Source organism: Pauljensenia sp. UMB6358, assembly GCF_030216865.1.
GTDB classification, from domain to species: Bacteria; Actinomycetota; Actinomycetes; order Actinomycetales; family Actinomycetaceae; genus Pauljensenia; species Pauljensenia turicensis_A.
This window is the reverse complement of record NZ_JASOMS010000001.1, coordinates 257,648-270,476: the sequence shown is the minus strand read 5'-3', so window position 1 is coordinate 270,476 and position 12,829 is coordinate 257,648. Positions and strand designations below refer to the sequence as shown.

Sequence of the window (12,829 nt, the reverse complement as noted above, 5' to 3'; positions counted from 1 at the left end):
TTCTTCACACAAAAGCCCTGTTAACACGATAAAATCGCCTGCAACAGTCACAATCTGTGAAGGAGTGGGAAGCAATGGCGCTACCTCATCTGACACCCGAACAACGTGCGCAAGCTCTAGAAAAAGCAACTGCAGCGCGTCGCGCGCGCGCGGATATCAAAGCACGTTTGAAGAATCGCGAAATTACGCTTTCAGAGGTTCTCAACCTTGCCGAAAAGGATGAGTCAATCGCCAAGATGCGTGTTGTCTCACTGCTTGAGTCAATGCCACGCGTTGGAGTCACAACGGCTGCGGCATTGATGGAAGAGTACGGTATTGCTCAATCACGTCGTGTCAGGGGCCTTGGGCATGTTCAAGCTCAGGCTTTAATCGAACGATTCGGCTAATAGCAGGTAAAGGTGGCACGATTGTCAGCATGGATAAACCACGACTGACCGTGCTTGCCGGTCCCACTGCTGTAGGTAAGGGGACCATCGTTCAAGCTCTTCGTGAACGTCACCCGGAACTGGTTGTTTCCGTCTCTGCGACGACTCGTTCGCCCAGGCCGGGTGAAGTTGATGGCGTTCATTATCTGTTCAAGACAGATGAAGAATTTGACGCGCTTGTCGAATCGGGATTGATGCTCGAATGGGCGACAGTCCACGGTGTTCACCGCTACGGCACACCTGCGCCACCTGTCGACGAGGCCTTGAAAGCAGGTAAATCTGTCCTGCTCGAGATTGACCTTGATGGTGCTCGTCAGGTGATGAAAACGCGTCCTGATGCGCTCTTCGTTTTTCTTGCACCTCCGTCGTGGGATGAGCTTGTGAGGCGCCTCGTCGGTCGCGGAACCGAAGACGAGGAGGAACGCGTGCGTCGTCTTCAAACTGCCAAGGTAGAGATGGCTGCAGAGACGGAATTCAACGTAACTGTGACGAATGACGACCTCGACGACACCGTTACTGAACTGGCTCACCTTATGGGGCTGGAGTAAACTGGCCCTCAGTGTGGCCAGATGGCCACGTTTGAATCCAGGAGGACCGCATGGCCGGAATCGTCGCACAGCCCCAAGGCATCACGTCGCCACCGATTGATGATCTGCTTGAGCACGTCGATTCAAAGTACGCTCTCGTTATCGTTGCCGCTCGTCGCGCACGTCAGATCAACTCGTACAACCTTCAGCTTGAACAGAACATGATTCAGTTCGTTGGACCCGTTGTCGATGTTGAACCCGATGAAAAGCCCCTGGGTATCGCACTTCGCGAGATCAACGATGGCATGATCTCGGTCGAAGCCGAGCAGAAAGCCTGACGCGTATGCGCCCCACGGTGATCGTCGGGGTCAGCGCTGGAATCGCCGCCTACAAGGCGGCGATTCTTGTACGTGAGCTGATTCGCGCCGGATGCGATGTTCGTGTTGTTCCAACACCTGCCTCTTTAGAGTTCGTTGGAAAAGCAACGTGGGAGGGCCTGACTGGTCACCCGGTTCACACCGGGCTCACCGATCACCCAGGCTCTGATCATGTGGAGCTTGCTCGTATCGCTGATTTGATTGTTATCGCCCCTGCTACCGCGGATGTGATGGCACGCATTCGCGCTGGCTTTGCGAATGATCTTTTGACGACCACCGTCTTGGCATCTCGTTGCCCACTTGTTCTGAGCCCGGCAATGCACACGGCAATGTGGGATAACGCTGCCACTCAAGATAACGTTGCCGTTCTGCGCCAGCGTGGAATAACTATCATCGACCCCGCGTCCGGTGCGCTTGGCTCCGGGGATCATGGAGTTGGTAGGCTCCCCGAACCTGAAGAAATTGCTCGTGTGTGCCTCGATACTCTCGCATCAACGCAGACTTCGTTCTCTTCCAACGAACAGATGCTTTTTGGACGTCATATTGTCGTGACCGCAGGCGGAACTCAAGAACCACTGGATCCGGTGCGCTTCATTGGCAACCGTTCGTCGGGACGCCAAGGCATCGAGATTGCTCGCTCATCAGCTCGAATGGGCGCGACAGTACACCTGATCGCATCGAACGTTGAAAAGTCGCTGCTGGACGATCTTGAACCTTCGATTAGCGTTTCCTTCGCACCCACGGCCCACGATGTTGAACTCGCGGTTCAGGCTCAGTGTGATGGCGCAGACGCGCTGGTGATGTGCGCGGCAATCGCCGATTTTAGTCCCACCAGCGTTGCTGATGCGAAGATCAAGAAGACGGATGATTCTTCAGACGTTCCCACCATTGAATTGGAACGTACGACGGATATTCTTGCCACCGTCGCCCACAGCGATTCAAGGCCCACGGTGGTCCTCGGATTCGCCGCTGAAACAGGTCAGGCAGACACCGTGCTTGCCTATGGCAAAGAGAAGGCACGCCGTAAGGGCGCCGACTTCCTCGCGATTAACCGCGTGGGTGATGGGTTCGGTTTTGGTGACGTCGACAACCACGTCACGATCGTCGACTCGAAAGGCGAGCTTGTCGGTGAAGTCTCTGGCTCAAAAGCTCGCGTTGCGGACTTTCTCATCACAACAATCGCTCAAAGACTCGCTACTATTGATGAGTGACTTCTAATCGACAGCTCTTTACGTCAGAATCCGTGACCGAAGGTCATCCGGATAAGGTCTGTGACCGAATTTCGGATTCAATCCTTGATGCTCTTGTAGAAAAAGACCCGCATTCTCGTGTCGCGGTCGAGACTATGGTGACCACGGGCCTCGTGCACGTTGCCGGTGAGGTAACAACCGAGGCCTACGTTGAGATTCCTCAGATTGTTCGTGATGAGATTCTGAAAATTGGCTACAACTCTTCACAAGTGGGCTTTGACGGTGCCTCGTGTGGCGTATCGATTTCGATTGGACAGCAGAGCCCTGATATTGCCGGGGGAGTGGACCACGCGCTTGAAGAGCGTGAAGGTAGTGCAAGTGATGTCCGTGATAGTCAGGGCGCTGGCGACCAGGGAATCATGTTTGGTTATGCCTGCGCTGATACACCCGATCTGATGCCTGCCCCGATTTGGCTGGCGCACAAGCTGTCGAAGCGCCTGGCTGACGTCCGCCATAACGAAATCGCCACCGGTCTGCGTCCCGATGGAAAGACTCAGGTCACATTGGCGTACGAGGACGGCAAGCCTGTTGGTATTGATTCGGTTCTCGTTTCCACTCAGCATGATGAGGCTCTGAACCAATCCGATTTGCGCGACCTGATTGTGGCACACGTGATTGACCCGGTTCTTCGCGACGACGGCCTCGATCTCGACACGGCCGATATGAAGATCCTCGTCAATCCCTCCGGACGCTTCGTCATCGGTGGCCCCGCCGGCGATGCAGGCGTAACCGGGCGAAAGATTATAGTTGACACCTACGGTGGTATGGCACGTCACGGTGGTGGAGCGTTCTCCGGTAAGGACCCATCGAAGGTTGACCGTAGCGCCACGTACGCTGCGCGCTGGGCGGCGAAGAATGTAGTTGCAGCCGGTCTTGCTTCCAAATGCGAGATTCAGCTTGCCTACGCGATTGGCCGCGCTCATCCTGTCGGTCTCTATGTTGAAACATTTGGTACCGGAAATGTGAGTGACCAGCAGATTGCACGCGCCATTGAGACTGTTTTTGACTTGCGTCCGGCCGGCATTATCGCTGACCTGGATCTGCTGCGCCCGATTTACGCTGCCACATCTTCCTACGGCCATTTTGGTCGTCCGGGCTTCCCGTGGGAAGAAACGAACCGCGTCGACGAATTGTTGAGTGTGAGCTGATGACCGCTCCCTCTGTTCTGATTGACGAGGCCGCCTCCACCGATTCGTCATTTGACTTGAAATGGCGACGACGAACAACAGTAGAAATGATCATTTCTGGGCTGATTGGGCTTTACGCTTCTTTCGTCCTTTCGATTGAAGCATGGCAGTTAGCTGCCGATTCAGCGAAGACATTCGCTTGTGATGTCTCATCGGTCCTGTCATGTTCCACGGTGGCGCAGACGCCTCAAGCTCGTATCCTGGGGTTCCCGAACGCATTCCTAGGAATCTTTTTCGAAGCGGTAGTTCTTGCCATTTCGGTCGCTTTGTTTAGCGGAGTGAAGTTTTCCCGCTGGTACATGGCGTGTGCCAATGTGCTGTACACAATCGCATTGTTCTTCGCGTACTGGCTCTTCAGCCAGTCTTTTTTCGTGATCCACGTGCTTTGCCCGTGGTGCTTGGCGATCACCGTGACAACAACCCTTGTCTTTGCGGGTTTGACACGGATTAATATCCGCGAAGGTGTTCTTCCGGCGCCTGCGTGGTTGAAACGCAGTGTGACCTTGGGGTATGACTGGTCGTTCTGGGGATTGTTGCTGTTCATCCTGATCGCGATGGTCGTAGCCAGGTACGGGGTAGCTCTGCTCGGCTAACCGATGTGCAGTTCAATTCCTCCATGGCTCATGGTGCAATAGAGCCATGGTTATTCAAGGTAACAGCGACGTTCTTTTTGGCTTAGAGCAGGTCGCCACCGCGCAGGCTATTGCCAGCGTGTGCGTGGATGTTGATGTCCCACACCTTGATCGCCCGCTGGACTATGCAATCGTTCCAGAGCTCGCAGATTCGGTTGTTCCAGGCGTTGCCGTAAAGGTTCATCTTGCCGGAAGAAGCGTCACCGGTTGGGTCCTCAGCGTCAGAACCGAGGTCCCCGAACATCGTTTAAGTCCGATCGATAAAGTTATCTCGCGCCTGCCCGTCCTTTCGCCTTCGATTGCGAAAGTGGCTCGGAAGATCGCAGACCGCCAGGTAGCAACGCTCTCACAAGCACTCTCGCTTGCACTTCCACAGCGTCATGTGGGTGCCGAAAAATCATTCTTAGCACAGGACGAAAGCCAACAGCTTGAGTGGAATGTAGACACTGATGCAGATGGGGGAGCCTGGCACGACAATCCCGTGGGATGTACGCTTCTTGCTCACCTGTCTCATGGTGATCCAGTCCGCAGCGTCTGGACAGCTTTGGGGCCAACGCGTGATGAGCGCCTCGTGGACTGTATTCAGGCCAACGCCGCCGCACACCGTGGAGCCATCATCGTCGCGCCCACACACTGGCAGGCATCGCAGCTGTATAGGCTGATCCAGACCCGCCTTGGGGTTCCAGCTGCACTGATGACAACGCAGACATCCGCGGAAGACCGATATCTGACGCACCTCCAAGCGATGGCAGGTGAACTTGGCATCGTCGTCGGTACTCGTTCAAGTATCTGGACGCCGTTGAAGAATCTCGGTCTCATTGTCATTTGGGATGACAGCGATGACCGTCTTGTCGAACAGCGAGCACCGCGTGCGGATGCACTCGACATTGCAATGGCACGATGCGCCGAAGAACACTGTTCGCTTCTTATCGCCTCTTTCTCGCGTTCTGTTAAAGCACAAGCACTTGTTGAATCCGGTTGGGCCGTTTCCTTAATGGAAGATGGTTCAAAGAAACGCGCACTTGTCCCAACCGTCCGCGTTGTTGATGATGCTTACATCGAGAGGGAAGGCCCCAGGGGAGCAATGCGCATTCCCTCAGCTGCTCTTGCCACTATCCGCACGGGTCTTGCCATCGGCCCAGTGTTAGTTCAGGTCGCTCATGCTGGATATGTTCCTGTTGTTTCATGCTCCCAATGCAAGAGCGTTGCGCGTTGCCATCATTGTCACGGGCCACTGGAGAAATCAGACCAGGACACCATTTCGTGTTCATGGTGTCACCGACCCGCGTCGGGATGGCAGTGCCCAACGTGCGCAGGAACGCGGTTACGACACGCACGCATCGGCTCTGAACGAACGGGAGAAGAGCTCGCCCGCGCAATGCCGACGGCGTCAGTCTTGGTTTCATCATCAAGCAATGCGTTGACCCGCACGATCAGTCATAAACCACAGGTTGTCGTCGCAACCCCCGGTAGTGAACCGCTGGCTGAAGGTGGGTATCACGCTGTGGTGATCTTGGATGCCCAAGCGATTGCTGGTCGACCAGAACTATGGGCCCCTCAAGAAGCAATGCGCCGGTGGTTCAATGCGTTGGCACTCGCTCGCCCCGAAGCAAGTGCCCTCATTTGTGGTGGCATCACGCCTTCCATGGCACAGGCTCTTATTCGCCATAACCCTGTTTCATTTGCTCACGATCTGCTTGAAGACCGCAAAGCCAACGGATTCTTCCCTGCAAAAACCGTGATCGCGATCGACGGACAACGCAAAGACTCTCTCGGAGTTGCCGAGTCCTCCGGTGGCGAACTCCTGGGTGAGTACACGTATCAGGCGGTGAAGGAAGGGACGTTACCTATTGTGCGCTCCTTGGTCAGCGTTGAACGTGACCAGCTTCCCGAAGTGTTAGTCACACTGAAGAAGCTCCTGCAATATCGCAGTGCCCACAAGCTTCCTACCGTGAAGATCACGGTCAATCCGCCAGAGCTTTTCTAAAGCGATTCCTTTCGTTCGTTAGACTGATCCTCGTGCGTATTGTTTTCGCTGGAACTCCAGCTCCCGCTATCCCGACGCTTGAGCGTCTTGTCGAGTCTACTCATGAGGTCGTCGGTGTCATTACCCGTCCACCTGCCAGAGTGGGTCGTGGGCGCACGCTACACCCCAGTCCAGTTGCGCAGTTCGCACGTGAACACGGCCTACCTGTGATTGAAGCGTCTTCGTTTAAAGACCCTAAGGTATGCAACCAAGTCGAGTCACTACGCCCCGATCTTGGTGTCGTTGTCGCATACGGTGCACTCATTCCTTGCTCCGTTCTGGACATGCCTACTCATGGGTGGATCAATCTCCACTTCTCGTCTCTTCCGCGGTGGCGCGGGGCTGCTCCCGTTCAATGGGCACTGATCAGCGGGGATACCACTACGGCTTCCAGTGTTTTCCAACTTGAAAAAGGTCTTGATACCGGGCCTGTTTATTCCTCGATTCCGGTCGACATCACGCATGAAACAGCGGGCGAATTACTTGAACGCATGGCAATTCTCGGCGCTCCACAAGTTGTGGATGTGGTTGACTCGATTGCGAATGGAACCGCACAAGCTGTGCCTCAAAACGAAGATGATCCGCGGGCAAGCCACGCACGTCAACTGAGCTCCAGCGACGGGTTCGTTGATTTTCGTTCGTCTGCTCAGGCAACTGACCGGCAGATTCTTGGTCTTAGCCCCAACCCGGGCGCGTGGACACTTCTTCCAGACTCAAAGCGATTGAAACTAGCCGCGGTAACAGTCGTAGAGGGCGATGATCTTGAACCCGGTCATATTCGAGTAACGAAGAAGAGCGTTGAAGTCGGCTGCCAGGACGGAATCGTTCGCCTTGGACAGGTTGCTCCGGCAGGTAAAGGCTGGATGGACGCTGCCGCATGGGCTAGGGGAGCCAGGCTTTCAGAAGACACAGTGCTTGGCACGATGGAGGAAAACTGATGGCAACCCGTCGTTACTCCGATGGATATCGCAAACTTCAGGACGTCGATACGCCTAGGCGCATTGCTTTTGACGTGCTCATGGCAGTTGAAACTGAAGATGCCTTTGCCAACATCGCTCTAACGAAGGCGTTGCGTGACGCGCGTTCACATGAGCGCCTGGACTCGCGCGACGCTGCTTTTACCTCCGAACTTGTCAATGGAAGCCTGCGAGCCCAGGGACGTCTCGACTGGGTTTTGGGACGCTATCTGACCAGGCCCATCGATAAGGTCGATACCCCCGTTCGAGTCCTCCTGCGCCTGGGAGCCCATCAGCTTCTGAATATGCGCGTTGCCGACCATGCGGCAGTTGCTTCCACCGTTGATCTCGCTCGCCACTACCTGACCGAGGGGCCAACGCGAATGGTGAATGCGGTTTTGCGTTCAATCACTCGTGAAGCTCCTGGAGCAATCGAAGATGCAATCGCCCAGATCAGTGACCCGAACAAACGTCGTTCCATTGAGTTTTCGCATCCGCTCTGGATGGTCGATGCCTTCGAAGACGCCCTCATTAGCCATGGCTTCGAGGCTAGCGAATTAGATGACCTGCTAGCCGGCGACAACCAGCCTCCGCTGGTGACTCTTGTTGCGCGCCCAGGTCTGATCGAAGCAATCGATCTAGCTGATGAAGCTGAATCAGTGTTGGGAACTCGCGTCGCCCCAGGCGATGTCAGTGATTGCGCGGTTCTTCTCGAACACGGTGATCCGGGTAGTCTCGATTCGATCCGCTCAGGGCGCGCCGGTGTCCAAGACGAAGGATCCCAGCTTGGCGCAATGATCGCTGCTACCGCCCCGATTGAAGGCAAAGACGAGTGCTGGCTCGACCTATGCGCAGGACCGGGTGGCAAAGCATCGATGCTCGCATCGATCGGCGCTCTTCAAGGAGCCACACTGATTGCAAACGAGGTCCATCCTCACCGTGCTCGCCTCGTAGAACGCGCGTGTCGCCAGCTTGACAACGTTGAGGTCGTCTCGTCCGATGGTCGTACCTTCGGTGGGGGCAAGAGCCAGTGGCCTCTTGGAAGCTTTGACCGAGTTGTGATCGATGCTCCCTGCTCAGGCATGGGCTCAATGAGGCGCCGCCCCGAATCACGATGGAGGCGCACGCAAGCAGATGTTGGCGGCCTCGTCGATTTGCAGGCGGAACTGTTGGCACGCGGTCTCGAACTTGTTCGCGAAGGCGGAATCCTGACGTATATCACCTGCTCTCCGCACGTCGACGAAACGCTTGCTCAGGTGGAGAAGCTACTGAAAACTGGGAAAGTAGAGCTTCTCGATACAGTTGCACTTGGCGAAGCACTTGCACCGGAGTCTCTCAACGTCCCTGACGCTGCTGGTCGTATCAAGAAATACCCCGGTCGCACCCTCCAACTGTGGGAACACCGTAACGGTACGGATTTGATGTTTATTGCAGCGATGAAAAAGGTCGAAAAGCCCACATCAGCGCGCTAATCACCACGTATCATAGGGATCATGAAACCAACTATTTCTCCTTCGATTCTTAACTGCGATATCGGCGATCTGCGCGGCGAACTCACGAAGATTTCCAGCGCGGACGTTGCTCACGTTGACGTGATGGACAACCATTTTGTTCCGAACTTGTCGTGGGGCCTGCCCGTTGTCGAGTCCGTCATCGCATCGAAGATCCTTCCTGTTGATGCACACCTGATGATCGAAGACCCTGATCGTTGGGCGCCCGCATATGCGGAAGCTGGTTGTCATTCAGTCACGTTCCACGCTGAAGCTGCGGCAGCTCCGCTCCGCCTTGCACGCGAGCTCCACCGCATCGGTTCAAAGGTCGGTCTGGCGCTTCGTCCCGCAACCGATATCGCTCCGTTCGTGGACATTCTGTCGGATTTCGACATGATCCTCGTGATGACTGTGGAACCTGGTTTTGGTGGTCAGTCGTTTATTGACTCGATGATCCCGAAGATCCGCCGTACCCGCGAAGCGATCAATGCTTCTGGTCTTGAGGTTTCGATTCAGGTTGACGGTGGTGTTTCTCGTCAGACCATCGAACTGGCAGCTGAAGCGGGCGCAGACAACTTTGTTGCCGGTTCTGCCGTGTTCCGTGCAGAAGACGCGTATGCAGAGGTCGCAGCACTCCGCGAGCTCGCATTGCATCACTGCCACTGATTTGTTGAGCTTCCAACCGGTGTGTGGTCGTAATTTGTAAGACCACACACCGGTTTTTATTTTCGCGCTTTGGACGCGTTCGTGGCATGATTGAGGAAGCTCCGGGGTCGGTGAAAGTCCGAGCCGGCGGTGAAAGTCCGCGACCCGCCTGCTATCAGGTGGCTGAATCGGTGTAATTCCGATACCGACGGTGAAAGTCCGGATGGGAGGAGCGCGTCAAGCAGACGGACGTTCTGTGCCGTGTTGCTTGCCTCGCGACGCACCCGGATGCCAGAAAGGCTAGGGTCGTGGCACATCGCAAACGCGCTTCGCGTACGGTGACGCTCATTGCACCTGTCGTCTTCCTGCTCTTCCTACTTGGAATGTGGTGGGTGACCGTATCCTTTTCGGGCATCGAGTCGTGGCGTCTACCGTCACCTGCACAAACGTGGCAGCGTGCATTGACGCTTGCAACAGGGTCGTCGTTCTGGAATAAAACGCTTGTGACGTCGGGGGAGGCGATTGCGGGGTCCGTTCTTGGCGCCCTTGTCGCACTGCCGCTGGCGTATCTCATCTATCGTTCGCCACTTGTCAGTGCTGCGGTCGAACCCTTCCTTGGAGCTACGCAGGCGCTTCCTGCTATTGCTCTCGCACCACTTCTTGTCTTGTGGATCGGCTACGGTTTTTGGTCGATCACTGCACTCTGTGCGCTTCTCGTTTTCTTCCCGATTCTCGTCTCTACGGTGGTGGGTCTACGACATCTCGATTCTGAGATTCTCGAGGCCGCCCAGGTGGATGGAGCGTCGGGCTTAACGATGGTGATTTCGATGGAGCTTCCTCTTGCGGCCCCCGCGGTCCTTGGCGGTGTCCGAAACGGTTTTACTCTTTCGGTGACTGGCGCAGTTGTTGGCGAAATGGTGATGGGTGGCAATGGCTTGGGGCAGGTTCTTACACAGGCACGTTCAAACGTTGATACGGCAGGAATGTTCGTCACGATTGGACTCTTGTGTGTGATGGCAACAGCGATATACATCCTCGTGTATCGCATTGAGCGCTCGCATCGTTACATGATCTCGCAATGAAAGTGGTTCCTCATGTCTGTTCGTCTTCGCGCATCTATCGTGGCTTTCGCCCTATTCGGCGTTACATGTGTGGGAGCATGTGCTCCCGATCCTTCGACCGCTGAGTCTGGTGCGTCGGCGTCACACGCAGTGACCGTTGGTCTCACTTATATTCCGAACGTGCAGTTCTCTCCCGTGTATGTCGCCCATGATGACAGCTTGTATTCGAATGCTGGGGTGGATGTGACGATTCGTCACCACGGTTCCGATGAGGGACTGTTTACGGCCCTCATTTCCGGTGAAGAAGACGTTGTGATTGCTTCGGGTGACGAGGCAATGGTGGCGCGTGATTCCGGGATGGATCTGGTGTCGATTGGTACCTATTACCGTCAGTACCCCGGCGTTGTGATTGTTCCAGCGGATTCTGAGATCCACACTCTGTCGGACCTTAAAGGACACAGCATCGGTATTCCCGGTGAGTATGGGTCGAACTGGTATGCGACCCTCTCGGCTATCTTACAGGGTGGCTTGAGCGAGAAGGATGTCGAGATTGCGTCGATTGGCTACACGCAACGAGCTGCTCTTGCTCAAGGTGAAGTGGATGCTGTCCTCGGTTTTGCGAATAATGACCTGGTTCAGATGCTCCAGTCGGGCATGGATGTCAGGGCCATTAGTTTGGAATCGCAGACGCCTCTTGTCGCGGCGTCGATCATCACGACCCGTCAGTGGGCTGAGGCAAACCCTGAACTTGCGTCAGCGGTTGTCAGCGCAACAACTGCTGGTATTAACTCGGTGATTGATGATCCCGACCATGCCCTTGACGTCACGATGGCGTGGGATGAGACTCTCAGCGACGAGACCTCGAAGTCTAATGCGATGGCAGTGCTTCAGGCGACAATTCCTCTGATGATGAACGCTGGCGGCCCGGCTGTGGCGAGGCAGGATCTTGATCGCTGGGAGATGATGGCAGAGTTCTTGGGCTCTGTGCCGGGTGTCGTCTCTCAGAAGCCCGATGCTTCTTTGGCTGCTACTAACGAGTATGTGAATGAATAAGGCTGTCCGCTAGGCGGATAGGGTTTCATTTGTTGTCCGAGGCGTCGTAAAGTCAGGCCATGGCTACTTTTGAAGATCTCTTTGCCGAACTGTCCGAAAAGGCTCAGACCCGCCCCGAGGGTTCTGGGACTGTTGCTGAACTGGACAAGGGCATCCATGCGATCGGAAAGAAGATCATCGAAGAAGCCGGCGAAGTGTGGATGGCTGCCGAATACGAGACTCTTGACGATCTCGCTCTTGAGATCTCGCAGCTCTTCTACCATGCGCAGGTCATGATGATTGCCAAGGGCCTGACCCTCGACGACATTTACAAGAAACTCTAAGCATTTTCGTTGAAGGATCTCCATGCTTCGCATTGCTGTGCCCAATAAGGGCTCACTGTCTGACCCTGCTGTTCGTCTGCTTTCTGAGGCTGGCTACAACACTCGTCGCCACGGTCGTGAGCTTGTTCTTACCGACACCCTGAATGATGTCGAACTCTTCTTCCTGCGTCCGCGAGACATCGCGGTCTATGTGGGACGAGGCTCCATTCAAGCGGGTATCACCGGTCGCGATCTGCTGCTTGACTCTCAGACTCAAGCAATCGAGCATTTCCCGTTGGGTTTTGCTCGTTCAACGTTCCGTTTTGCAGCTCCTACCGGCACGATTACCTCGATTGAACAGATCAACGGTAAGCGCGTTGCTGCGTCATATGACCATCTGGTGAAGTCATATCTTGATGAGCGTGGTGTGGATGCTGAGGTCGTTCACCTTGATGGGGCAGTGGAGTCCTCGGTGCGCCTGGGTGTTGCTGACCTGATTGCTGACGTCGTCGAAACCGGCTCAACCCTGAAGGCTGCCGGCCTTGAGGTGTTTGGTGAGCCTTTGGCGAAGTCAGAAGCTGTTCTGATCACACGTCCCGATGTCGTTGACGATCCGGCGCTGGCAACGCTGGTCAAGCGCCTCGAAGGTGTTCAGGTTGCTCGCAAGTATGTGATTGTTGACTACAACGTTCGCGAGTCTGCTCTTGATGCGGCGATCGCTATTGCGCCTGGCTTTGACTCTCCGACTGTTTCTCCATTGCAGGATTCTGCGTGGCGAGCGGTTCGCGTGATGGTGGAAGCACACCAAGTGAATCCGATTATGGATCAGCTTCACGAGGCTGGAGCCCGAGGAATTATCGTCACCGAATTGCGTGCCTCTCGTCTCTAGAACAGGGCT

General features: G+C 55.4%; 14 protein-coding genes and 1 riboswitch. All 14 genes read left to right on the top strand.

Annotated elements, in window-relative coordinates; translation table 11 throughout:
* The first annotated feature begins 74 nt into the window (after positions 1–74).
* The 14 genes from mihF to hisG all read left to right on the top strand — a co-directional run bounded on the left by mihF (position 75) and on the right by hisG (position 12,820).
* Positions 75–386, top strand: coding sequence for an integration host factor, actinobacterial type (mihF, locus tag QP381_RS01295; protein ID WP_006680998.1), 312 nt, complete (start codon positions 75–77; stop codon positions 384–386).
* Positions 387–415: 29 nt separating this feature from the next.
* The gene (gene gmk / locus QP381_RS01290; protein WP_285067462.1) at positions 416–973 is read left to right on the top strand and encodes a guanylate kinase; all 558 of its coding nucleotides are present in this window, start codon (positions 416–418) and stop codon (positions 971–973) included.
* A gap of 50 nt (positions 974–1,023) precedes the next feature.
* Positions 1,024–1,290 carry a DNA-directed RNA polymerase subunit omega gene (gene rpoZ, locus QP381_RS01285; RefSeq protein WP_006681000.1) on the top strand — a complete coding sequence of 89 codons (267 nt, stop codon included), beginning with the start codon at positions 1,024–1,026 and terminating at the stop codon, positions 1,288–1,290.
* Between the two features lie 5 nt (positions 1,291–1,295).
* Positions 1,296–2,540, top strand: coding sequence for a bifunctional phosphopantothenoylcysteine decarboxylase/phosphopantothenate--cysteine ligase CoaBC (coaBC, locus tag QP381_RS01280; protein WP_285067460.1), 1,245 nt, complete (start codon positions 1,296–1,298; stop codon positions 2,538–2,540).
* Complete coding sequence (metK, locus tag QP381_RS01275; protein WP_006681002.1) at positions 2,537–3,727, top strand: methionine adenosyltransferase; 1,191 nt, start codon at positions 2,537–2,539, stop codon at positions 3,725–3,727. The genes coaBC and metK overlap by 4 nt, the downstream gene beginning before the upstream one ends.
* Positions 3,728–3,813: 86 nt before the next feature.
* On the top strand, positions 3,814–4,359 hold the full coding sequence (locus tag QP381_RS01270; protein ID WP_243440785.1) for a vitamin K epoxide reductase family protein: 546 nt from the start codon (positions 3,814–3,816) through the stop codon (positions 4,357–4,359).
* Between the two features lie 46 nt (positions 4,360–4,405).
* Complete coding sequence (locus QP381_RS01265; protein WP_285067459.1) at positions 4,406–6,385, top strand: primosomal protein N'; 1,980 nt, start codon at positions 4,406–4,408, stop codon at positions 6,383–6,385.
* Positions 6,386–6,417: 32 nt separating this feature from the next.
* Positions 6,418–7,362 carry a methionyl-tRNA formyltransferase gene (gene fmt / locus QP381_RS01260; protein ID WP_006681005.1) on the top strand — a complete coding sequence of 315 codons (945 nt, stop codon included), beginning with the start codon at positions 6,418–6,420 and terminating at the stop codon, positions 7,360–7,362.
* The gene (locus QP381_RS01255; RefSeq protein WP_006681006.1) at positions 7,362–8,852 is read left to right on the top strand and encodes a transcription antitermination factor NusB; all 1,491 of its coding nucleotides are present in this window, start codon (positions 7,362–7,364) and stop codon (positions 8,850–8,852) included. Before fmt ends, QP381_RS01255 begins: the two co-directional genes overlap by 1 nt.
* A gap of 21 nt (positions 8,853–8,873) precedes the next feature.
* Positions 8,874–9,536, top strand: coding sequence for a ribulose-phosphate 3-epimerase (rpe, locus tag QP381_RS01250; protein WP_103633741.1), 663 nt, complete (start codon positions 8,874–8,876; stop codon positions 9,534–9,536).
* Between the two features lie 93 nt (positions 9,537–9,629).
* Positions 9,630–9,754: riboswitch (FMN riboswitch) on the top strand.
* 69 nt (positions 9,755–9,823) lie between these two features.
* The gene (locus QP381_RS01245; RefSeq protein WP_103633763.1) at positions 9,824–10,597 is read left to right on the top strand and encodes an ABC transporter permease; all 774 of its coding nucleotides are present in this window, start codon (positions 9,824–9,826) and stop codon (positions 10,595–10,597) included.
* Positions 10,598–10,609: 12 nt separating this feature from the next.
* Complete coding sequence (locus QP381_RS01240) at positions 10,610–11,629, top strand: ABC transporter substrate-binding protein (protein WP_103633742.1); 1,020 nt, start codon at positions 10,610–10,612, stop codon at positions 11,627–11,629.
* Positions 11,630–11,688: 59 nt separating this feature from the next.
* Positions 11,689–11,952, top strand: coding sequence for a phosphoribosyl-ATP diphosphatase (locus QP381_RS01235; protein WP_006681010.1), 264 nt, complete (start codon positions 11,689–11,691; stop codon positions 11,950–11,952).
* A gap of 22 nt (positions 11,953–11,974) precedes the next feature.
* Positions 11,975–12,820 (top strand): ATP phosphoribosyltransferase, encoded by an 846-nt coding sequence (hisG, locus tag QP381_RS01230; RefSeq protein ID WP_006681011.1) that lies wholly within the window; start codon positions 11,975–11,977, stop codon positions 12,818–12,820.
* Positions 12,821–12,829 lie beyond the last annotated feature (9 nt).